The organism is Mesorhizobium sp. LMG17149 (assembly GCF_024518695.1).
Taxonomy (GTDB): Bacteria; Pseudomonadota; Alphaproteobacteria; order Rhizobiales; family Rhizobiaceae; genus Mesorhizobium.
This window is the reverse complement of sequence record NZ_JANIFL010000014.1, coordinates 99,383-121,378: the sequence shown is the minus strand read 5'-3', so window position 1 is coordinate 121,378 and position 21,996 is coordinate 99,383. Positions and strand designations below refer to the sequence as shown.

Sequence of the window (21,996 nt, the reverse complement as noted above, 5' to 3'; positions counted from 1 at the left end):
GTGATGTGCTGAAAACAAGCGAGTGGGCCGGAAGCCCGGCCCTATCGCGCTGCGGTCAATACCAGCGGCGGGAGGTATCGTTCGTCGATTGACCAATGGCGAAGCCGGCCAGAAAGCCGAGCAGGCCGATCACGCCGACCAAAGCTGTCGTCGTACCTGGATTTTCACGCGCGACCTCCGAAACAGCCTGAGCCTGGCTGCGCAGCTGTTGCGCCGTACGCGAAGCGCGGCTCGCGGCCGTGTCGTACAACTCGGACGCCTGTTCGCCGGCGTCGTCGAGCATCTCCGCGCCCCGCGCCGAAATGCTCTTGTTGATCTTGGTGATCTCCTTGCGCAAATCGGCAATCTGCTTTTCCAGCGTCTTCTGGATGTCGTCGATATTAGGGGTGTCGGACTTGTTGGTATCGGCCATGAAGCGGTTCCTCTGGTTGCTGACCAAGAGAACGGCGACGACACCAATTCGTTCCCGCGTGGCGGCTGTCCCCACCAGACCAGACCTCAATGCCTGCGGGATTCCTGTCCCGCAGGGCCTATCGGGCGAAAGCTACCCTGCCCGCTCGATGCGGATGACCTGCGGCTTGTCGGTCAGATGGCCATCCTTGGTGATGCCATCGACGGCCTTGCGCACAGCAGCCTCGGTCGTCTCGTGGGTGACGAGGATCACCGTCTTCTGTGCCGCCGCCTCGCCATTGACCGCGTGCTGGACGATCGATTCCAATGAAATGTCATTATCGGCCATGCGCTTGGCGATTGCCGCGAAAACGCCGATGCGGTCATGCACGGTCAACCGGATGAAATAGCCGCCGGCATGGCTGCGCATCTGCGCCTTCTTGTAGGGTTTCAGCTCCTTCGCCGGCCGTCCAAAGACCGGACCATGCTGGAAGCCTGGCCGGCTCTTGGCGATGTCGGCGATGTCGCCGATGACGGCCGAGGCGGTGGCGTTGCCGCCGGCACCGGGGCCTGACAGCAGCAGTTCGCCCAGAATGTCAGTCTCGATCGCCACCGCATTGGTGACGCCATGCACCTGCGCGATGACCGATGCCGTCGGCACCATCGTCGGATGCACGCGCTGCTCGATGCCGCTCTCGGTGCGCTGGGCGACACCCAGCAGCTTGATCCGGTAGCCAAGATCGGCGGCCGCGCGGATGTCGGCCTGGGTGATGTTGGAGATACCTTCCATATAGATGTCGTTGGCGGCGATCCTGGTGCCAAAGGCAAGGCTGGTCAGGATCGACAGCTTGTGCGCGGTGTCGTGGCCCTCGATGTCGAACGTCGGATCGGCTTCGGCATAGCCCAGCCGCTGCGCGTCCTGCAGGCAAGCATCGAACGAGATGCCCTCGGCCTCCATGCGCGTCAGGATGTAGTTGCAGGTGCCGTTGAGGATGCCGAACACGCGCGTAACCGAATTGCCGGCCATCGCCTCGCGCATGGTCTTGATGACGGGAATGCCGCCCGCCACCGCCGCCTCATAGTTGAGCAGAACACCCTTTTTCTCGGCGATCTCGGCCAGCGCCACACCATGCTTGGCCAGCAGCGCCTTGTTGGCGGTGACGACGTGACGGCCGGCTTCGAGTGCCGCTTTCACCGACGAGCGCGCCGGGCCCTCGTCGCCGCCGATCAGTTCGACGAACACGTCGATTTCTGCGGTCTGCGCCATCTTGACCGGATCGTCGAACCACTTTGCCGAGCTCAGATCGACGCCGCGATCGCGCTTCTGGTCGCGCGCCGAGACGGCGGTGACGATCACGTCACGGCCGCACTGGCGGGTCAGTTCCACCGCTTTGTCGCGCAGCACGCGCGCCACCGACGCGCCAACGGTGCCGAGGCCGGCAATTCCAACACGCAATGCTTCAGCCATGTCCGGCGACGTCCCTCAAAGTCAGATCGAATTTGCGTGCGGCAAGCTTACCGGTGAGCGGAGAGCGGCACGACATTGTTGGGCTGCTTGGCGCTGGTCGACAGGAAGCGCTTGATGTTGCGCGCCGCCTGCCGGATCCTGTGCTCGTTCTCGACCAGAGCGACGCGCACGAATTCGTCGCCATGCTCGCCGAAGCCAACACCGGGCGCCACGGCCACGTCGGCATGTTCGATGAGCAGCTTGGAGAATTCGAGTGAGCCGAGATGTCGGAACGGCTCCGGGATTGGCGCCCAGGCGAACATCGATGCCGCCGGTGCCGGAATGGTCCAGCCAGCGCGGCCGAAGGCATCGACCATCACATCGCGGCGCTTGTGGTAGATGTCGCGCACTTCGGCGATGTCGGCGCCGTCGCCATTGAGCGCATGTGCCGCCGCCACCTGGATCGGCGTGAAGGCGCCGTAATCGAGGTAGGATTTCACCCGCGTCAGCGCCGAGATCAGCCGCTCGTTGCCGACGGCAAAGCCCATCCGCCAACCGGGCATGGAGAAGGTCTTCGACATGGAGGTGAATTCGACGCAAACGTCGATCGCGCCAGGCACCTGCAGCACCGAAGGCGGCGGATTGCCGTCGAAATAGATCTCCGAATAGGCAAGGTCGGACAGGATAATGATGTCGTTCTTCTTGGCGAAGGCGACCACATCCTTGTAGAAATCGAGCGAGGCGACCAGCGCCGTCGGGTTCGACGGATAGTTGAGGATCAGCGCCAGCGGCTTCGGGATCGAATGTTTGACCCCGCGCTCGAGCGCCGGGATGAAGCCGTCGTCCGGCTCCACCTGCAGCGAGCGGATGACGCCACCCGACATGATGAAGCCGAAGGCATGGATCGGATAGGTCGGGTTCGGGCACAGGATCACGTCGCCGGGCGCCGTGATCGCCTGCGCCATGTTGGCGAAGCCTTCCTTCGAACCAAGCGTGGCCACCACTTGCGTGTCGGGGTTGAGCTTCACGCCGAAGCGCCTGCCATAGTAGGCGGCCTGGGCCCGACGCAGGCCCGGAATGCCGCGCGACGAGGAATAGCGATGCGTGCGCGGGTCGCGCACGACCTCGCACAATTTGTCGACGATAGCCTTGGGCGTCGGCAGGTCCGGATTGCCCATACCCAGGTCGATGATGTCGGCGCCACGCGATCGGGCGCTGGCCTTGAGCCGGTTGACCTGCTCGAACACGTAAGGCGGAAGCCGGCGAACCTTGTGAAATTCTTCCATGGCAGTTCCAGACAGCGAAGGGGGTGTTGGGCGCGCGCTATATACTTATTTGCAGGTAGGGTCGAGGGCGGGGTCGCATTTGGCTTCGATCTGCTTCAGCGTTTCGTCGCCATGCTTCTTGGCCAGATCCGTCAGCGCCGCCTGGTTGGCGACCTTCGGGCCGCCGCCCTTTGCCGCCTGCGCATTCTCATCCGCCTTCAATTGCGCGAGCTTGGCGTTCTTCTCGGCTTCGGTGAACTGAGGCGCCGCCACTTGCGGCTTGATGTTCAGGTTCGGAAAGGTGCCGGTATCCTTCGGCCCCGTACCCGCAGCGACAGGCGTCGGGCCATTCGTGTTGGTGCTCGAGCACCCGGCAATCCCGATGAGGACGATCGCCGCGCCGATGCGGCAAAAACGTCCGGCACCGAAAAAAACAGTTTCGCCAATATTAATCGTCATATTGTTTCCTTGGCAGCCGAGGTAGAGCGAGATTGGCCCGGTCGGATGTCCCATGTTAATATGTCAAGAAAAGGCCTCGGGAGGAACCCCGCCAACCATGTCCAAAACACCCGATTCGGGCAAAGCGGAAGATGACGAGCCTTCGACCGTCGAGCAATATCTGGTGAAGGACCCGGAACGCTTCGCCCTGAACATGGCGCGCATGATCGAGCAGGCCGGCAAGGCCGCTTCCGCCTGGGCCGAGCCGCGCGAAAAAGGCGACGTGCGCGACCATGTCGCTGAGCCCGTTGTCGATATGGTGAAGACCTTTTCCAAGCTCAGCGAATACTGGCTTGCCGATCCGCAGCGCGCGCTGGAAGCGCAGACGCGGCTGTTCTCCGGCTATATGACGGTCTGGGCCAACGCCATTCAGCGCACCAGCAACGCCGCGCAAGACACCGAAGACGCGGTCAAGCCGGAGCGCGGCGACAAGCGGTTCCTCGACCCGGAATGGGGCCGCAACGCCTTCTTCGATTTCCTCAAGCAGGCCTATCTCGTCACCTCGCGCTGGGCGGCCGATCTGGTCGAGCACGCCGAAGGCCTTGACGAGCACACCCGCCACAAGGCCGGCTTTTACGTCAAGCAGGTGTCCAACGCCATCTCGCCGTCGAATTTCATCCTGACCAATCCGGAACTGTTCCGTGAAACCGTCGCGTCGAACGGCGAAAACCTGGTGCGCGGCATGAAGATGCTGGCCGAGGACATCGCCGCCGGCAAGGGCGACCTGAAGCTGCGGCAGGCCGACTACTCGCCCTTCGAGATCGGCAGGAACATCGCCACCACTCCTGGCAAGGTGGTCGGCCGCAGCGACGTCGCCGAAATCATCCAGTACGACCCGGCGACCGAGACGGTGCTCAAGCGGCCCTTGCTGATCTGCCCGCCATGGATCAACAAATTCTACATCCTCGATTTGAACCCGCAGAAATCCTTCATTCGCTGGGCGGTTGAACAGGGCCACACCGTGTTCGTCATCTCCTGGATCAATCCGGACGAGCGCCACGGCACCAAGAGTTGGGAAGCCTATATCCGCGAGGGTCTGCAATACGGCCTCGACACCGTCGAGAAAGCCACCGGCGAACGCGACGTCAACGCGATCGGCTATTGCGTTGGCGGCACGCTTCTGGCGGCGGCACTGGCGCTGATGGCGCAAGAGGGCGACGACCGCATAAAATCGGCTACCTTCTTCACCACGCAGGTCGACTTCACCCATGCAGGCGACCTGAAAGTGTTCGTCGACGAAGAACAGGTCGCCGCCGTGGAAAAGTCGATGAGCGAAAAGGGCTATCTCGACGGCACCAAGATGGCGACCGCCTTCAACATGCTGCGCTCAGGCGACCTGATCTGGCCCTATGTCGTCAACAACTACATGCGCGGCAAGGATCCCCTGCCCTTCGACCTGCTCTACTGGAATGCAGATTCCACCCGCATGGCGGCGGCCAATCACTCTTTCTACCTGCGCAACTGCTATCTCGAGAACAATCTTTCGCAAGGCACGATGGAACTGGCGGGCCACACGGTCTCGCTCGGCGACATCACCATCCCGGTCTACAACCTCGCCTCCAAGGAAGATCACATCGCGCCGGCGCTTTCGGTGTTCCTCGGTTCGAAATATTTCGGCGGCACGGTCGAGTATGTGATGGCCGGGTCGGGCCATATCGCAGGGGTCGTCAATCCGCCGGCATCCAACAAATACCAGTACTGGACCGGGGGTACGCCGACGGGCGACTTCAGCCAGTGGATAGCCAATGCCACCGACCATCCAGGATCCTGGTGGCCGCACTGGCAAGACTGGATAGAGGCCAAGGACAACACCCGCGTGCCTGCCCGCAAACCGGGCAAGCATATGAAAACCTTGGGTGATGCTCCCGGCACCTATGTGAAAGTACGTGTGTAACGGACTGTAATGTGTGGTGAGTTGACGGACCGCCAAAAGCGGGCGAAATGGTGTCGTCAACCATCAAGCGGCCGTAATTCGGCAATCACCGCAAAAATACTTCCAGGCTTGCGGATTTGACACAGGTCTCGTTTCCGGATCGGAGACAAAGGTCACCCTGGCACCGACGCATGCGTGTGGCGCCAAGGATATACCGACCGGACATCGAGGGGGAATTTGACTTTGAAATCAGCAGGATGGAGCCTCGCAAAGGGAGAACGCCGCGCCATTGTGGCAGCGCTCTGCTCCTTGCTTCTGGCCTCCTGCACTTCGGCTGGCGACCCGACAATGTCGGTCGGAATGCCCGGTTACAATGCCACCGCATCGGATATGAATGCTGCCTCAAGTGGCAAGTCGGCCGCTGTCGCCGATTCGTCCGAGGTCACGACCGAGCAGACGACCGTGATGACGGCGAGCGATACGGCGCTGCCTGAAAAAGTCGCCTACGTGCCTATGTCCAAACCGGGAGCTGCCTTTCCGCTGACCACGCCGGCGGGCACCGAAACCATCGTTGGAAACACGCCGCAATCGCTGACGCAGCAGGCACAGACCGCGCAGCAAACCGACGCGGTCGCCCAGCAGATTGCCGCGGTCGACGGCGACGTGGCGGCGCCGAAGCCCGCTGCCGCTCCGGCCATGAACAACCCGGTCTATGTGACGGCTGGCGAGATGCCGCAGGCCGAAGCACCAAAGAAGAAAGGCTTCCTCGCCTCGATGTTTGGCGCAACGCCAGCTTCGGCGACACCAGGCCCCATCATCAGCAACGCCCGGACGGGCGAGCAGCCCCTGGCGCAGGCAAAAGCGGCGCCAGCAGCGGCAAAGCCGATCATCACGCTTGCCTCGGCCAGTTCCACGGCCAAGCCGGTGCAACTGGCTTCGCTCGGCGACGATAGCAATCACATCACGGGTAGCGACGCCCTGCCCGGCGTGCGCCAGACGGCCCTGTTCGAGATCAAGCGCAAGTCCGGCCTCGACGACGAAAGCGACGTCGACCTCAACGAGGATGAGGGGCCAATCGGCGGCTCCTATCAGGTTGCGTCAGCCGCCGGCATGGCCCGGTTGGCGCCCAACGGGCTGCTCAAGCAGAACGAGAGCGTCGATGTGGCCTGCCTGAAGCCGTCGCTGGTGCGCGTGCTGAAGACGATCGAAGGCCACTACGGCCGCAAGATGACGGTGACGTCGGGCTATCGCGACCCGGCCCGCAACCGGCGCGCCAACGGGGCCAAGAATTCGCTGCACATGTATTGCGCCGCCGCCGATATCCAGGTTCCCGGCGTTTCGAAATGGGAACTGGCGAGCTACATCAGAAGCATGCCCGGCCGCGGCGGCGTCGGCACGTACTGCCACACAGAATCGGTTCACGTCGACGTCGGCCCCGAGCGCGACTGGAACTGGCGCTGCCGCCGGCGCAGCGGCGGTGACGGCTAGTCTAGCAGACGGTCTTAGGCCTATTAGCAGCCAAGATCGTACCGGTGACCATTCTGAGCATTCGGGATTAGCCGAAGCCTCCCACAAACTTCGTCATCCTAGGGCGAAGTAGGGCGAGGCTCCGTCGCGGAGACCCTGGGATGACGAAACGATGGGTGTCGCCGCTAATTATCAAAGCCTGCCAACCCTCGGGAAATCGTTGATTTGGCTGGCCCGGAAAAAAGTTGTCCAAGGTGGCACCTGACGGGTTGCCGGTTGCGCACAACGCCAGTATAAGCCGCTTCGTCTGAGCGCGCCCATCGTCTAGCGGTTAGGACACCGCCCTTTCACGGCGGTAACAGGGGTTCGATTCCCCTTGGGCGTACCAGAAAAATAATGCGTTTAGCGCAAACCTCCCTCCCAATGTGGCCAATTTCGCCTGGCTCTCTGCCGCGGTCTTCAACTGACGCGCAGTCTTCCGCGATCACACCATAGGCTAACGCGGCCACACAGGTCATAATCCTGCTACAAAGTGGTCGATTCCTCAGGGATGTAGCCGCTCCAAGAGCCCGCCGCAGGTCGCCCCCGTGGCGGGCTTTTCATTGCACGGTCGAGTTGGGTTCTCGGGCACTGCGACAATGAGAAAGCCCCGCAGTGGTAAGCCCCCATTTATTGCCTGGTTTCCCGGCTTTAAACAGCTGACTTCGCGGTGTACGGATTCGGGCAAAAAAGCCGGATACTACCTGATGAACGCGAGCCACCACGGTCAAAGAGTGGGTGTTGCAACCCCCTCAAGCGCGATGATCCTGGTGTTGGCGCAACGCTTCCGGATTTCAATAAGGCGGGCGTATTCCGGCGAATTGTACCAGCCCATCAACGACGTCATGTCGGGGAATTCGATAATAACCAAACGGTGTGGCTCCCAATCGCCCTCCAAAACCTTGGTCGCACCGCCACGACCTAGATATCTCCCACCATAACGCTCCTCGGTGGCTGGCACATCCCGCCGGTATTCCTCGAACGCGGCAGCGTTCTTTACGTCTACATCCGCGATCAGATAGGCGGCCATCTGCGCTTCCTCCTTCTCGACGGCGCCCGACCGTTACGCTCCGGTCGCGGGGCGACGCCCGCCGGTCAAGACGCCCCTCTTCAGCGCTTCACCGGCAACCGCCGATGCGAAGTCAAAAGCCTGTTATAATCCACGGATTGGCGTCGTATCCGAGGCGCGGCTCTGCTTTTGCGCCGCTATCTCCCGATTTGGCGGTTCCGGTGAAACCACAGTCCAGATTTGGTGCGGACTTCTTGGCTGACGGGTTGGTGGAACATAAAGCGGCGGCGTCACTGACCGCCGCCTTCTTTTCCTTGGCAACAGCGACACCAGTCGCAGCGAAAACGACAGCCGCGCAAAATACAGCCACTCTCATTGGAACCCCCACATTGCACCCGACGGATGGTCGGACATGACGTAACGTCATCTTAACATTAGCACTAACGAATATATTAGCTAGCCCTGTGCCATCAAAAGCTGGCCGGAGTGCCAAGCTTGCGTCGTGGCCGCCAAAAACGGTGCCATCTCGACACCGGCCGGCATGAGTCGCATTCTGCCCGTTGGAGAAGGGTGTGGATAAGCCAAATACAGGGGCTGATCAGGCTAAACGCTGGCGGGACCTGGCCCTGCGCGGCCGGAGGCGTCTGTCACACAACGTCATGTCGTGGGCGCTGATCCTGACGGCGATAACCATTCTCGGTGGCCTGATCGCGTTCAAAGCGTACAAATGAGCAGAGCCCTAGCGCGCATTCTCGCCGACGGTTATCGGCCACAGCCTAGCCGCTGCCAAGCAGCGGCACGGTAACGGTTGTCGCGTAGTTGATCGGGAAGGAACTGAAGTAGGGGAAGTCGATGACGAAGGCATAGGCCGCGGTCAGATGCGCCATGCGGAAGCCGCCGCTCACGGGGTCGATGGCGATCGTGACGTTCACGTCCTTGAACCCCAAGGCCTGCAATTTCTGCGTGGCGATCGATTGAATGTCGGCCTGGGTCAGCGTGTTTTTAAGCTGCAGCGAGCGCGCTGACGTCTCCAGCGTATAGCGAACACTGGAGACCGAGTGCATCGACCAGCCAAAGGCGAAGATTCCGAACAGCAGCATGACAAGGAAGGGCGCGATCAGCGCGAACTCCAGCCCGGCCCCGCCCGATCGATCCCGCCAGAACGCGCTTACCCTAGCGGACACGGATCGTCTCCTGGTGACCGATTACAGTGGAAGTGGCAAATGGGCCGAAGGCAATTGGCGGCACCCAGGTGCCCGATGCCTGTATCTGGACATAGACCGCCGGCACCTTCGGCCCACTGCACATGGTGGACGCGTCGACCACCGTCGCCCCGCACATACGGATGCGGCTTAGCGTGACCTGGCCGTCTTCCGGCCGATTTTCCCAACTCGCAATGGCAAGGGCCTGGGTCGCCGCATCATCGGTCGATCCGCTCATGACCAGGTTCGCGGCGGTCTTCACACCGGCGCGCATCGACAGTGAACTCGTTACGTAGGACCAGCCGTCCAGAATACCAAGCAGCACCAGGCACAGAATGGGCAGCACCATCGCGAACTCGACCGCCGCAACGCCCGAATCATCACCAAGGATCGGCATCGATGGGCGCCCCACGGAGCTACTCGGACAGTGCCACGGACCGCGCGGCTGGAATGTTGGGCACTCCGAGGCTCGAGCAATCCTGATTGATGGTTGAGTTACCGGACCATTGGATCGTATTGGCGACGACCCTGGTGCAGCCGCCATTGCCCGAGAAGTTGCCAAGATAGTTCACTTGCTGCTTGGGGAAGTAGATGGCCCCGGTCAAAAGCGAGTCCGCTGTGCCGTTGAATGTGCTGGATGCGATCATGCCGGTCCTGTCGCCGTAGAACAGAACGCCTGAGTAGGTGCCCGAAGTCGCCGCGCTGAGCTTCACGGACGCATTGCCATTCATGCTGACGGTCGAACTGCCCGACATGAAGATGGTCACCCCGCTGCCGGTGATGGCTGCGTTGGCGTTTATCTTGAAACTGCCCTGGACGACATAGACGCCGGGCGAAAGCGTGACATTGCCCTTCAGGTTCATGCCGCTGCAATAGGTGCCTGGACCGAGCGTCGCCTTGTTGTCGTTCTGGCAGGGGGTGGCGGCCACCGGGGCCGGCAGGTCGACAAAGGGATCGCCGGCAGGCAGTGCCTGGGTGATCGGGACCGCGCAGACGGTGGTGACGGGGTTGCTGAGAGAGACACCGCCTGCCGATATCAGGCAATCGGCCTGCAGGCCGGCCGAGCCCTGAACCTTGATGGCGTCCGAGGCGATCGAATTGGACATGACCGAGCAGCCGTTGAGCTTGACGCTGGTGCTGCCGGAAAACAGCGCCGCCTGCGAAGCGGACGGATCGAGCGCGAGCATGCAAGCACTCGAAGCATCGGTAATGACGGCCACCGCCCTTGCCTGTTCGGGGACCTTGTCTTGCGTGAAGATCAGGGTGAACATCCGGTCGAGCTGCTGGCCGACGATCACCTCGACCGCTTTTTTCGCCGTATTCGGGCCGGAGGCCGGCGGCGTGTTGACGACGATCGTGCCCGAGCCCAGTCCGTTCGACGCCGCGGACTGGGTCGCGGCCGCGACGATCGTCGGCTTGTCGGAACCCGAGATCTGTTCGAGCGCACCGGCATAGGCGGCTGCATCGGCCGTCGCCTGTAACCTCAGGCTGTTGTAGTACCAATAGGAGGTCTCGACGCCGAAGCCCGCAGCGCCGACAACGACCGGCAAGGTCAGAGCAAAAATGGTAGCGACGTTTGCGCCCGTGCTCCGGCGCATGGCGTCCATTACAAGCCGAACACGGGTGAAGCTACTCAAGGCCATGGTTTAAATTAGAAAGCACGCATAAATGAACGAATGGCTAAAAAGTTCGTTGCATTTTTGAGCAGTGGTCCATTGGCTTCAAAAAAGAAGTGTTTCGCTGGCTGACCAACGCGCAAGCGCGTCGATGTCTCAGAGTGGGCCGCCCCTCAAGGCCGGCGGGAAATTGCCGGATTCGCAGCCGAGACCGCGCGAACAACGACCGGGTCTCCGAAAAACACACCGGAGTAAACGTATTTACAAATTACTGTTCCATGTGTGGAGGATGGAGGTTCAGGATTTGCTTCAAGCGGAAAGAATTGGCATCGACTCCGCGACCGTATCAGCCAACATCTCTCGCTGCACGGCCAGGAAAAACCTGCGCACTTCATCGCTGGCTGCCGTTCTGTCTCTGCCGGACCCGACGACGAGATCGAGCAACTCCGACGCCTTGGCTCTCCAGAACGAGGTGGCGGTCTCGCCATGCAGATTGCCGAGCTTGGCGGCAACCTCCCTGACCAAGAATACCTGACGGTCGATCGGGAACGCACGGACTTTTTCTGGGGACATCTTCCAAACCATGAGACTGACGCAACGAATCAACCATTGCCAACAAGCAATGGCGTAGCCGGGAAGGTGGAAACGGAAGCTTAACGGCGCTGACGTGGATGCAACGTGGAGCGGTCGTCGGGGACGAAAAGGGCGCAGCCCTACGCTCGCGCCATCGCCGTGTGCGTTCAAACGCGACTGTTGACGTAGGAATCGGGGGCAGGCGAAACGGCGACGGCCTCAGGCCTGGAGCGCCCTCGCCTCACCGCCGCGCTTGCGCGGCGTCATCATGTCCCTGGCCATCAATCCACTGGCGCGGCAAAACGCCATGAATGCCCGGCAGGCATCCTCGGTCTTGACCACGTCCACCGTGGCGCCAAAGCAGGCGTTGAACGCTTTCTGATAGATCGGGCCCTGACGGCGCGCAGGCCAGTCCTGGAGAAAATCGAGCGCCTGTTCGACGCCATAGATTTCCTCGACCGGCAGGCCGGGTCCAGGCGCTATGCGCACCGGCACCTCGAATTGCAGTCTGTCCATTTCCTGTCTCCCGAACCGCGTCACCGCAGCAACGCCGTTCGTCGTCAAAAGTTGCTTTGATCGGCTTTGACCCAGAAATGTGTCGTCACTTGGGTCGCTGAACCGCCACGCCGCCCAGAATAGATCGCGCTCCCCAGATATGTCTTGGGCGACATACGCTCACTGGTTCGCCGGATCCGTCTCCGCGTCGAAGGCCATGCGAATGGCGGCGATCAGTACAAATACCGTCGGCACGGCGAAGATGCCGCCGAGAACAAGGGCCGCCATCGCCGACAGACCGAGCGTCTCGGCAACCGCCCAATAGACGGTTCCGATGCAGATGAGCGCCTGGACGGAGAGGAACGTGGCAGCCGAGGCCGCGCGCGACAGGGTTTTGAAAGTCTTGATGCGTTGTTGCATTGAAATAATCCGGAAATGACGCGCCGCGCGACCGCTGCGCGGCCGACAGCCGCCGCACGATCACGACGCGAACAGGAATAGCGATGAGGTGAAGGGTACGGTTTCTGGACCGCTCAGGCCGTGATGGTCGGCGGTGCGCGCGGCTGGTTGGTGCTCGCCCCGGGAACCGAGGCGGCCCCATATCCCGAAACCATCGCTCTTTGCGATGGCCGTTCGGCCCAAAGAAAAACAGCGTCGGGGACCGGAAGCGCGGGGTGGCCGCCGGCGAACTTGACCAGGACCGGACGGCCGGCACGAACCTCCAGCGCTTGCGCCTTGCCGGTGACACGCAGCAGCGCCGCCACTTCGCCCGACCGCTCGACACCGACGCTGACACCGCTTGGCGCAGACCCCGCAAAGCCTGACGCCACCGGCAGGCCGAAGCACAGCATCGCGAGCAGCACCATGCCCATCAGGCATGAGCACGCTGCCGTCAGCGGCGCTTCAGGCCATCCGGTTTGCCTGGCCGCCGCGAAGGGACGCGATCTCGAAAACATCACCCGCCCTAACGCACCATGGCCAGAAAGGGAAGCAAACCGGGCAAAAACCGGCAAGACATCGCCCTTGCGAGGCAAATATCGGCAAGCGCGCGGCCGCATCAGACAGTTCTTCCTTGAACCTTTTGCCCTCAAGTGCCAAATCTGGGGAAATTTTCACGCTGGCTCTCCTGCAGAGCCCTACCCGCTACACGGACAAAATGGTCACCTATCTCGACGCTGCCACGGCCCCGCTCAGAAATACCGGCCAGATCCGCCTCTATGGCGAGGACGGCTTTGCCGGCATGCGCAAGGCATGCGATCTCACCGCACGCTGCCTCGACGAGCTGGTGCCGATGGTCCAGCCCGGCGTCACCACCGAAGCAATAGACCGCTTCGTCTTCGAATTCGGCATGGACCACGGCGCGCTGCCGGCGACGCTCAACTATCGCGGCTACACGAAATCGTCCTGCACCTCGATCAACCATGTCGTCTGCCATGGCATTCCCGACAACAAGCCGCTCAAGGATGGCGACATCGTCAACATCGACGTCACCTACATCCTCGACGGCTGGCACGGCGATTCTTCGCGCATGTATCCGGTCGGCACGATCAAGCGCGCCGCCGAGCGCCTGCTCGAAGTCACGCATGAATGCCTGATGCGCGGCATTGCAGCGGTCAGGCCTGGCGCCCGCACCGGCGCCATCGGCGCCGCCATCCAGACCTTTGCCGAAGGCGAGCGCTGTTCGGTGGTGCGCGACTTCTGCGGCCACGGCGTCGGCCAGTTGTTCCATGACGCGCCGAACATCCTGCATTACGGCAGCGCCAATGAAGGCGTCGAGATGCGGCCAGGCATGATCTTCACCATCGAGCCGATGATCAATCTGGGCAGGCCGCATGTGAAGGTTCTGTCGGACGGCTGGACTGCGGTGACGCGCGACCGCTCGCTGTCGGCGCAGTACGAGCACACGATCGGCGTGACCGACACAGGGTGCGAGATTTTCACGCTGTCGCCCAAAAAGCTCGATCGCCCCGGCCTGCCGGCTTAGAGCGCGTCTACCCGGCAGGAGGCCGTCTATGCCGACTGCACGCCAGCGGCATTCGGCAGGTCGATGGTGACGACCAGTCCGGTGGGGTGGTTGTCCTGCAATTCGATCCTGCCGCCGTGGCCCTGGACGATGTCGGCAACGATCGACAGGCCCAGACCGAAGCCATGCTTCGATGCAATGCCGCGCGACGCGTCTTCCTTGAAGAATGGTTCGAAAACACGGGCGCGTGCCGTCATCGGAATACCCGGCCCGTCGTCCCCTACCGTGATGCGCGCCGCCGTGCCGGTCGCCGTCAAGGCGACCGTGACGTTGCCAGCGAATTTGACCCCGTTGTCGCAGAGATTGGCGATCGCACGCGCCAATGCATTGGGCTTGCACCAGCCCAGGAGCCGGTCCGGCCCGGAATATGAGACAGGAAATCCGACATCGGAGAACTCGGCGCAGACGGTTTGCAGAACGCTGGCAATGTCGGCGAGCTGCAGCTTCTCCGTCGAAACATCGTTGCGCAGATAGGTCAGGGTCTCGTCGATCAAGATTTCGATGTGCTGGACATCGGACAGGATTGCGGTTCGGATGGGGCCATCATCCATACGCTCGGCGCGAAGCCGCAGCCGCGTCAACGGCGTGCGCAGATCATGACTGACGCTGCGCAACATGCGCGTGCGGTTTTCGATCATCGTGCGGATGCGCGTCCTCATCCTGTTCAGGGCGCGCGCCAATCCCACCATTTCAATGGAGCCGTGTTCGACGAAGAGCTGGTCGCCATTCTCAATCTCGGCCGAACCGACTGCTGCCGAGATGCGCTTCAATGGATCCGTCACGGCCCAAACCGCAAACAGCCAGATCAGCGCGGGCAAGGCGACGAAAGCCATGAACCTGTAGAACGAGGCACGGACGAGGCCCGATGTCAGCCAGGAATCGGGCATGCCGAAATGGGCCAGGACGTCCTGCTGGTCCAAGTCGATGACAAACGCGTATCGGCCGCCGATCCTTAGCCAGCGTCCATCAACCGTCCCCCTGTCGATACGCAAAAGCCATTCGACACTTCGCCATTGCAGATAGGACTGGGGAATGCCGGCTATCTGGTCCTTGGGCAATATCTCGAAATCAAAGCCGGCCCGCTTTGCTGTCGCCAGAATTGCGCTACGCGCCTCCGCCGGCGTTTCTTGCAACAAGGCAGCAACAACGCCTGCACGCCTTGCGTTATCTTCCGCGGCGGGAAGGTCGACGTTCTCTATGAAACTCTCAACGACCGAACCGACGAACATGATCACGATCACCGCGATGAAAATGATCGCCACAAACTGCCCACGCACGGACTGCGGCAGGAAACGGCGGAGGATATCACTCATGCTTCCTCCACCGTCGCGGTGAAGATATAGCCACCCAACCGAACGGTCCTCAAAAGCACCGGATCGCGCGCATCCTTTTCGATCTTCCTGCGGATTCGACTGATATGGACATCGACGCTACGCTCGATCGGCCCCGCGAGCCCGGCATGGGTTACGCCCAGAAGTTCCTCGCGAGAGAGAACCCGGCCCGCATTGCGACAAAAGGCAAGCAGCAGGTCGAATTCATGCGTCGTGGTCGTAACCCGCGCATTGTTGGGGTCATGCAATTGCCGGCGTATTGGATCGAGGCGCCAGCCGTTGAAACGAAGCACCTTCGACCAGTCCCGCTCGTCTGGAGCATAGGCTGTGCGGCGCAGCAGCGCCCGTATCCTGGCCGTCAGTTCGCGCGCGCTGAACGGTTTCGTCACATAGTCGTCGGCGCCGATTTCCAGCCCGAAGATGCGGTCGATTTCCTCACCGAGCGCGGTCAGCATCAGGATCGGAATGTTGGTTCCGGCACGAAGACGGCGGCAGATGTTGAGACCATTTTCGCCCGGCAGCATGACATCAAGCACGATGAGATCGAATTTCTGGTTGCGAAGCGCGGCGTTCATCTGGACGCCGCTCTCGGCAATTTCCACGATCATGCCGTTGTCGGTGAGCGTCTCGCCCAGCATGCGCGCGATCTCAAGATCGTCTTCGACAATGAGGATGCGCGAACCTTGCCTGGCCGACCTGGATTCGGCGCTCAAATCGCTTTGGTGCCGTTGCTGTGCCATTCCGGAGTTTGTCTAGCCTGCATTTGGTGCCTGGGTAGGCGTCAGAACCGATATCCGACGAGAAGCATCCCTGAAGGCTGGATCTTTTCGAGGACAACAGGGCTGTCGGCAGCGTCCCCCAAGAGAACACCGACCCCCGCTTCGCCGCGCACCATCCAGCTCTCGTCGAGCATATATGTGGCGGAAATCGAAAAATCGGCGCGCTTCAAACCGGCGCCGGCATCATAGCGCGCCAGCCCCGAGCGAGCCGATTGTTCTGGCGTGACACCAAAATAGGCCTGCATGTAATTTTCGTCGGCGAAGACGGCGGACGCGCTGGCGCCGATCATCAACGATTGAGACAGAGGCCGGGTCACCTCGATCCCCACCCTGCCCTCAAGGCCATCGCTGCCGCCGATGGTCTTGTCGAGTTGCGCGAATATTTCGGCCGGACCGAACTTCGCCGCTGCCTTCACGCCGACCGTCGCGCCCATGTCGACGTCCCCCAAGCCGCGCAGATGGTCGGAGTCGTCTTCCTTGCGGCCCATCTCGTAGCCAAGCCGAGCGCTGAACGCGAACGGTCCTTGTTCATAGACGGCGATGTTGGCACCTGTCGGGTCGATCGTCACCGTGTCGAGGAATGTCGCCGTGACGAAAGGCACCGGCATGATCTTGAACTCATTGCTGCCTTCGTATTTGGGGACGATGATGGCGCCGCCGCCAAGCACGACATGCCAGTCGGCCAGCTTCTGTTCGAAACGCCCGAAACGGGAAGGCTCGGGCGGCAGGGTAAAATCATCGGAATTCACCGCAATGGCGTCTGCCGCCAGCGCGCCCTCCGAATGCGTCGAAAGCAGGATTGCCATGGCCGCGAGAGATGCCCGGCCGGCCAACAGTCCAGAGTCAATTTTGGCGAACATGCGCGCTCCAGTATAGCGAGGCAACGAGCCTCCGATGGCGCCAACATGTCAGGTGAAAGTGGCCGCATGCGTTAAGTGATGTTAAGTTTTGTTGCGCAATCGTGGTTTCATCTTGCCGTATGAGAAAGCCATAGCCACGATCTGCCGTGGGACGTCTCGCGATCGGGGAACAGAACTGTTTCAATCCCGGCCAGAACAGTTCTAATGTCTGCGCTGGAGCAATGTGGGCGGTGTATGGGGAACACAAACGACGACGACGAGCGGAGTTTCTTCTCCGAAGCGCCGATGCGACCTGCGGCGAAAGCCAAGGCAACGCTCGACGAAAAGCCGCATTACCTCGGTCACCGCGACCGACTGCGCGAGCGCTTTGCCTTGGCGGGTCCGGACGCCCTGCCCGATTACGAACTTCTGGAACTTCTGCTTTTTCGCCTGATCCCTCGTGCCGACACCAAACCGGCGGCCAAGGCGCTGCTGGCGCGCTTCGGCACGCTGGCCGAAGTGCTCGGGGCGCCGGTTGGCCTCTTGCAGGAGGTCAAGGGCGTTGGCCCTGCGGTGGCGCTCGATCTCAAGATCGTCGCGGCAACCGCGCAGCGCATGGCGCGCGGAGAGGTGCAGGGTCGCGAAGTCCTCTCGTCCTGGACACAGCTTCTTGCCTATTGCCGGTCGGTCATGGCCTTCGAGGCGCGCGAGCAGTTCCGCATCCTGTTCCTCGACAAGAAGAACGCGCTGATCGCCGACGAGGTTCAGCAGACAGGCACCGTCGACCATACGCCCGTCTACCCGCGCGAGGTGGTCAGGCGCGCCCTCGAACTCTCGGCCACCGCCATCATCCTGGTCCATAATCACCCGTCGGGCGACCCCACACCCTCACGAGCCGATATCGAAATGACGAAGGAGATCATCGAGGCGGGCAAGCGGCTGGGCATCGCGGTGCATGACCACATCATCGTCGGGCGGAAGGGATATGCCAGCATGAAGGGCCTGTTGCTGATCTGACGGGCCGGGGGCATGCCAAGACCGTCCGATCAAGCCCGGGCGATCGAATGAGGTGCAGGAAATTCGCTTGCACAATCTTTTACCAAAAAATTTGAAAATTGTTCAATCTTGGAAAGAGGGCCCAAGGTCCGCCCTATCTCTGGATTAAACTTCCAATCGAGAGGAGTGCTCTCTTGATTTTTAGAAGACAATTCCGTTGAGGCATCGCATTTTCGCTGCTACCGTTTTGAAACGCTTCAATTGGAACTCCGCCATTGCAACGCAAGCGCCCGACCATAGCGGATGTCGCACGAACTGCCGGTGTCTCCATCGGCACGGTGTCGAATTTCATCAATGGAACGGCAAGCCTGAAGGAAGGCACGCGCGACCGCATCGAGAAGGCGGTTGCCGCGCTGATGTATCGGCCGAGCTCCTTTGCGCGCTCACTGCCGGGCCGCGCGCCACACAGGCCAAAGAACCTCGATCACCTGCCAAGACTTCTGGTCGCAGGTAGGGTGAGTGTCGACTTCCTGTGCCGCGTCGACGTGCTGCCGCATCGCGACGACCGGATCACCGCCAGCCACATCGACAAGGCGCTGGGTGGCCCCGCGGCCAATCTCGCGGTTGCCGCCGCCGGCATCGGAGCACCCTACGCGCTGGACGTTGAACTGGCGACAGCAGTTGGCCAGGATCCAGAGAGCGATTGGGCGCTCGGCGCGCTTTCGAAACTGGGTGTCCACGCCTTGCCGATCCGCAACACGCCCAACAACCGCCTCTCCCAGGCGATCGTGATCATCGAGCGCAATGGCAGCCGGACGATCATCAGCGAACCGTTCGAGCTTGGCGAGGTCGACCTGACAGCCAATCTGGATATCCAGCCCGAGCAACGTCCGGCCTGCCTTCATATCGAAGGCTTCCACTACGAGACGATGACCGCGTCCATCGCTCGCTTTCATCAGGCGGGCTGGAAGGTGAGCCTGCATTCGGCCGGTCTTCCCAAAAGCGCACGCACGCCGGAAACCTTCTCGCAGATGGTCAAACAGATCGATCTGACCTTCATCAACGATGTGATGATACGGGAGATCTTCGACTTTCGCAGCCGCATGGCAACGACGATCGAAGAGGTGCGAGCGATGTTATCACGCATCAAACAACGGGGAACGGTCGTGCTCACCCTCGGCGAGTTCGGCGCCGTCGTTTTTCCGGCGAATGGCGGTCCGCAGATCGAGGTGCCGGCGCTGCCGGTCAATCGCGTCGACGCGACGGGCGCCGGCGACAGCTTTGCCGGCATCTTCCTTGCCCTTTGGCTGCATGGCGCGTCGCTCGACGACGCCGCGCGCTATGCGGCAATTGGGGCGAGCCTGACGACAACGGTCGAAGGCGCGCAGGGTTACATCGCAGACTTTGCCACGCTGAAGGCTGCGGCCCTGGCGAACAATGCCGTGCTGGCCAGTTGAAACAATGGCTTATCGACGTTTCGACCTGGCGCGGAACACCGCATCAACCGACGAAATCAGGAGAGTATGATCATGGCGAAAACAAAAGTCCTTCTCGTCGGCGAAAGCTGGGTGAGTTCGGCGACCCACTACAAGGGGTTCGACCAGTTCGGCAGCGTCACCTTTCACCTGGGCGCAACACCCCTGGTGGACGCTTTGAAGGGCAGCGAATTCGATCTCGACTACATGCCCGCTCACGAGGCCGTCGAGAAGCTGCCTTTCACCATGGAAGGGCTGTCGCAATACAGGGCGATCATCCTGTCCGACATTGGCGCGAATTCGCTCCTGCTCCACCCCGATGTCTGGCTGCACGGCAAAACGGTTCCCAACCGGCTCAAGCTCCTGCGCGACTGGACGCTGGCCGGCGGCGGCCTGATCATGATCGGCGGCTATTTCAGCTTCCAGGGCATTGACGGCAAGGCGCGCTGGCATCGCACGGCGGTCGAGGAGGCGCTGCCGGTGACCTGCCTTCCCAATGATGACCGGCTCGAAATTCCTGAAGGCTTTCGTCCTGAGATCACTGGCTCCAGGGATCATCCGATTTTTGCCGGCATCGAGGGCGAATGGCCGCTGCTGCTCGGTGCCAACGAGGTCATCGCCCGTGATCGCGACGATGTCGAGGTCCTGGCGCGGCTGCCGCAGGACCAGGGCGGCCATCCCCTGCTGGTTACCGGGCGCCATGGCGAAGGGCGTACGCTGGTCTGGACGTCGGACATCGGTCCTCACTGGCTGCCGAACAGTTTTGTCGAATGGCCTGGCTACGCGCGGCTTTGGACCAACGTGCTGCGCTGGGTCAGCAACGCCGCCTAGCCGATCCACAATCGTCGGGGAACCGTCATGACAGAGCCCTTTCTTGTCGCCAGAAACATCGCCAAGCGCTTCGGCGCTCTGACCGCGCTGGCAAATGTCGATCTGGAGATCCGCTCCGGCGAGGTGCTGGCGCTTCTCGGCGACAATGGCGCCGGCAAATCGACCTTTATCAAGATCCTGGCAGGCGCTCATCCGCCCAGTGGTGGGGAGCTCGTGATCGAGGGCAATCCGGTCGCCTTTCACTCGCCCAAGGATGCCGCGGCATCGGGGATCGCGACGATCTTTCAGGAACTGGCGCTTTCGGAGAACCTGTCGATCGCAGAAAACGTCTTTCTCGGCCGTGAATTGAAACGCTCCATTTTTGGCATTCCGTTCCTGAAGCGCAAGGAAATGCGCCAGCGCGTCGACGGCCTGCTGAAGGAGCTCGACGCCCATATTTCCGATCCAGAAGCGCCTGTTGGCAGTCTGTCGGGTGGCCAACGCCAGGCCGTCGCAATCTGCCGGGCGCTCAATCTGAATGCCAGGCTGGTCATCATGGATGAGCCGACCGCGGCCCTTGCCGTTGCCGAAACGCGCAAGGTCCTGGCGTTGACACGGCGGCTTGCCGCGCGCGGCTGTGCCGTTGTGCTCATCAGCCACAACATTTCCGAAGTCTTCGAGGTCGCCGACCGCATCGTGGTGTTCCGGCGCGGCCGCAAGGTGGCCGAACGGCTGGCGGCCGATACCGATCACGAGGAAGTCGTTTCGCTCATAACAGGCGCTCATCCCGACGTGCGGGCGCTTGAAAAAACAAACTGAAACGCACGTCATTTCCAGAGAGGTTCAAACACATGCTTTCACAGTTCAAGAAAGTGCTCGCCGCTTCCGCACTGTCACTCGCCATTGCAACCGCGGCGCATGCCGCGGACAAACACAAGGTCGCCTTCGTTCCGCAATTGATCGGCATCCCTTACTTCAACGCCATGGAAGCCGGCGGCAATCGCGCCGCCAAGGACCTGGGCGTCGATTTCATCTATTCCGGTCCCGTCGACACCAATCCGGTCGACCAGTTGCAGATCGTCCAGAACCTGATCGATCAGGGCGTCGAGGCGATCTCGGTCAGCGTCCTCGATGCCTCCAGCATCGCGCCCGTTGTCGAGAGCGCCAAGGCGAAGGGTATAAAACTGTTCACCAGTGACAGCGACGCGCCCGACAGCGGCCGCGCCGTCTATGTGGCGCAGGCGACCGACGAAGGCCTCGGCACAACCATTGTCGACGAACTCGTCAAGCGCGTCGGCGAGGACGCAACCATCGGCATCGTCTCCGGCGAGGCAACGGCGTCCAATCTCAACGCCTGGATCGGCTTCATGCAGAAGCAAGCCACCGCCAAATATCCGAAGCTGAAGCTGCTCGCGCCGCAATTCGCCGGCGGCACCGCCGAACGCGCCGCGCAAATATCAGGCGATCTGATGGCGGCCAACCCGGACATCAAGGCGATCATCGCCGTCGCCTCCTCGACATGCCCGGGCGTAGCCCAGGCCATCGAAACCGCCGGCAAGATCGGCTCGGTCATCGGTGCCGGCTACTGCAGCCCGAACACGGCACGGTCTTACCTGAAGAGCGGAGCCTTCGGCTTCACCGTTCTCTGGGATCCCGAGCAACTCGGCTATCTCACGGTCTGGGCCGGCAAACAGCTGATCGACGGCAAGAGCTTCGAAGCGGAAAACAAGGTCGTCGGCCTGGAAAAGCCCGTCACCTATGATGCCGCCAAGGGCATTTTGCTTCTCGGGCCGCCGGCCGTCTTCACCAAGGACAATGTCGACAAGTTCAACTTCTGAGCTCTGAGATGAACGTGGTGCGGCAGTTTGG

At 61.6% G+C, this 21,996-nt stretch carries 24 protein-coding genes and 1 tRNA gene; 9 read left to right on the top strand and 16 right to left on the bottom strand.

The genetic code is table 11. From position 1 onward, the window contains the following. Positions 1-55: 55 nt before the first annotated feature. The 4 genes from NP945_RS28180 to NP945_RS28165 all read right to left on the bottom strand — a co-directional run bounded on the left by NP945_RS28180 (position 56) and on the right by NP945_RS28165 (position 3,561). Positions 56-412 (bottom strand): YqjD family protein, encoded by a 357-nt coding sequence (locus tag NP945_RS28180; protein WP_127379827.1) that lies wholly within the window; start codon positions 410-412, stop codon positions 56-58. A gap of 132 nt (positions 413-544) precedes the next feature. Continuing rightward, positions 545-1,858, bottom strand: a complete 1,314-nt coding sequence (locus tag NP945_RS28175; protein WP_127398513.1) for a homoserine dehydrogenase — start codon at positions 1,856-1,858, stop codon at positions 545-547. A 47-nt stretch (positions 1,859-1,905) separates the two neighbouring features. Continuing rightward, on the bottom strand, positions 1,906-3,123 hold the full coding sequence (locus NP945_RS28170) for an LL-diaminopimelate aminotransferase (protein WP_023810473.1): 1,218 nt from the start codon (positions 3,121-3,123) through the stop codon (positions 1,906-1,908). Between the two features lie 45 nt (positions 3,124-3,168). Further along, positions 3,169-3,561: a hypothetical protein gene (locus NP945_RS28165; protein WP_127323218.1), complete on the bottom strand. Its 393-nt coding sequence runs from the start codon at positions 3,559-3,561 to the stop codon at positions 3,169-3,171. A gap of 97 nt (positions 3,562-3,658) precedes the next feature. Here NP945_RS28165 and phaC point away from each other — a divergent pair, with 97 nt between their 5' ends. The 3 genes from phaC to NP945_RS28150 all read left to right on the top strand — a co-directional run bounded on the left by phaC (position 3,659) and on the right by NP945_RS28150 (position 7,328). Further along, complete coding sequence (gene phaC / locus NP945_RS28160; RefSeq protein WP_127269943.1) at positions 3,659-5,494, top strand: class I poly(R)-hydroxyalkanoic acid synthase; 1,836 nt, start codon at positions 3,659-3,661, stop codon at positions 5,492-5,494. 216 nt (positions 5,495-5,710) lie between these two features. Further along, a complete protein-coding gene (locus NP945_RS28155; RefSeq protein ID WP_256748144.1) occupies positions 5,711-6,961 on the top strand; it encodes a YcbK family protein in 1,251 nt (416 codons plus the stop codon). Positions 6,962-7,253: 292 nt separating this feature from the next. Then, positions 7,254-7,328 (top strand) — tRNA-Glu (locus NP945_RS28150). A gap of 378 nt (positions 7,329-7,706) precedes the next feature. On the opposite strand, the gene NP945_RS28145 is transcribed toward NP945_RS28150, so the two are convergent. The 9 genes from NP945_RS28145 to NP945_RS28105 all read right to left on the bottom strand — a co-directional run bounded on the left by NP945_RS28145 (position 7,707) and on the right by NP945_RS28105 (position 12,830). Further along, entirely contained in the window at positions 7,707-8,009 is a 303-nt protein-coding gene (locus tag NP945_RS28145; protein ID WP_256748143.1) for a DUF1330 domain-containing protein, read from the bottom strand. Between the two features lie 112 nt (positions 8,010-8,121). After that, on the bottom strand, positions 8,122-8,364 hold the full coding sequence (locus NP945_RS28140) for a hypothetical protein (RefSeq protein ID WP_128308316.1): 243 nt from the start codon (positions 8,362-8,364) through the stop codon (positions 8,122-8,124). Positions 8,365-8,764: 400 nt separating this feature from the next. After that, a complete protein-coding gene (locus NP945_RS28135) occupies positions 8,765-9,172 on the bottom strand; it encodes a TadE/TadG family type IV pilus assembly protein (RefSeq protein WP_256748142.1) in 408 nt (135 codons plus the stop codon). Then, positions 9,162-9,587 (bottom strand): TadE/TadG family type IV pilus assembly protein, encoded by a 426-nt coding sequence (locus NP945_RS28130; protein WP_127270090.1) that lies wholly within the window; start codon positions 9,585-9,587, stop codon positions 9,162-9,164. Before NP945_RS28130 ends, NP945_RS28135 begins: the two co-directional genes overlap by 11 nt. 19 nt (positions 9,588-9,606) lie before the next feature. Continuing rightward, positions 9,607-10,788 (bottom strand): pilus assembly protein TadG-related protein, encoded by a 1,182-nt coding sequence (locus NP945_RS28125; protein ID WP_127327468.1) that lies wholly within the window; start codon positions 10,786-10,788, stop codon positions 9,607-9,609. 327 nt (positions 10,789-11,115) lie between these two features. Further along, positions 11,116-11,379 (bottom strand): DUF6074 family protein, encoded by a 264-nt coding sequence (locus NP945_RS28120; RefSeq protein ID WP_023810460.1) that lies wholly within the window; start codon positions 11,377-11,379, stop codon positions 11,116-11,118. 219 nt (positions 11,380-11,598) lie between these two features. Continuing rightward, positions 11,599-11,895, bottom strand: a complete 297-nt coding sequence (locus tag NP945_RS28115; protein WP_127271426.1) for a DUF982 domain-containing protein — start codon at positions 11,893-11,895, stop codon at positions 11,599-11,601. A 159-nt stretch (positions 11,896-12,054) separates the two neighbouring features. Further along, the gene (locus NP945_RS28110; protein WP_256748141.1) at positions 12,055-12,294 is read right to left on the bottom strand and encodes a hypothetical protein; all 240 of its coding nucleotides are present in this window, start codon (positions 12,292-12,294) and stop codon (positions 12,055-12,057) included. Positions 12,295-12,407: 113 nt separating this feature from the next. Further along, positions 12,408-12,830: a hypothetical protein gene (locus NP945_RS28105; protein ID WP_127272230.1), complete on the bottom strand. Its 423-nt coding sequence runs from the start codon at positions 12,828-12,830 to the stop codon at positions 12,408-12,410. 200 nt (positions 12,831-13,030) lie between these two features. Here NP945_RS28105 and map point away from each other — a divergent pair, with 200 nt between their 5' ends. Further along, positions 13,031-13,858: a type I methionyl aminopeptidase gene (map, locus tag NP945_RS28100; protein ID WP_013532002.1), complete on the top strand. Its 828-nt coding sequence runs from the start codon at positions 13,031-13,033 to the stop codon at positions 13,856-13,858. Positions 13,859-13,884: 26 nt separating this feature from the next. Here map and NP945_RS28095 read toward each other — a convergent pair whose 3' ends face one another. From NP945_RS28095 to NP945_RS28085, 3 genes are read right to left on the bottom strand one after another with little or no spacing between them, the layout of a single operon-like run. Then, the gene (locus NP945_RS28095) at positions 13,885-15,210 is read right to left on the bottom strand and encodes a HAMP domain-containing sensor histidine kinase (protein WP_256748140.1); all 1,326 of its coding nucleotides are present in this window, start codon (positions 15,208-15,210) and stop codon (positions 13,885-13,887) included. Then, positions 15,207-15,968, bottom strand: coding sequence for a response regulator (locus tag NP945_RS28090; protein WP_032900681.1), 762 nt, complete (start codon positions 15,966-15,968; stop codon positions 15,207-15,209). The genes NP945_RS28095 and NP945_RS28090 overlap by 4 nt, the downstream gene beginning before the upstream one ends. Before the next feature lie 41 nt (positions 15,969-16,009). After that, positions 16,010-16,867, bottom strand: a complete 858-nt coding sequence (locus NP945_RS28085; protein WP_127321127.1) for a MipA/OmpV family protein — start codon at positions 16,865-16,867, stop codon at positions 16,010-16,012. Positions 16,868-17,101: 234 nt separating this feature from the next. Here NP945_RS28085 and radC point away from each other — a divergent pair, with 234 nt between their 5' ends. The 5 genes from radC (at position 17,102) to NP945_RS28060 (ending at position 21,965) form a co-directional block, all read left to right on the top strand. Then, complete coding sequence (gene radC, locus NP945_RS28080; protein WP_128308310.1) at positions 17,102-17,863, top strand: DNA repair protein RadC; 762 nt, start codon at positions 17,102-17,104, stop codon at positions 17,861-17,863. A gap of 254 nt (positions 17,864-18,117) precedes the next feature. After that, on the top strand, positions 18,118-19,299 hold the full coding sequence (locus tag NP945_RS28075) for a carbohydrate kinase family protein (protein WP_256748139.1): 1,182 nt from the start codon (positions 18,118-18,120) through the stop codon (positions 19,297-19,299). A 72-nt stretch (positions 19,300-19,371) separates the two neighbouring features. After that, entirely contained in the window at positions 19,372-20,148 is a 777-nt protein-coding gene (locus tag NP945_RS28070) for a glutamine amidotransferase (protein ID WP_127271194.1), read from the top strand. Positions 20,149-20,175: 27 nt separating this feature from the next. After that, entirely contained in the window at positions 20,176-20,946 is a 771-nt protein-coding gene (locus tag NP945_RS28065; protein ID WP_127271196.1) for an ATP-binding cassette domain-containing protein, read from the top strand. A 32-nt stretch (positions 20,947-20,978) separates the two neighbouring features. After that, positions 20,979-21,965 (top strand): autoinducer 2 ABC transporter substrate-binding protein, encoded by a 987-nt coding sequence (locus tag NP945_RS28060; RefSeq protein ID WP_256748138.1) that lies wholly within the window; start codon positions 20,979-20,981, stop codon positions 21,963-21,965. Positions 21,966-21,996: the final 31 nt, after the last annotated feature.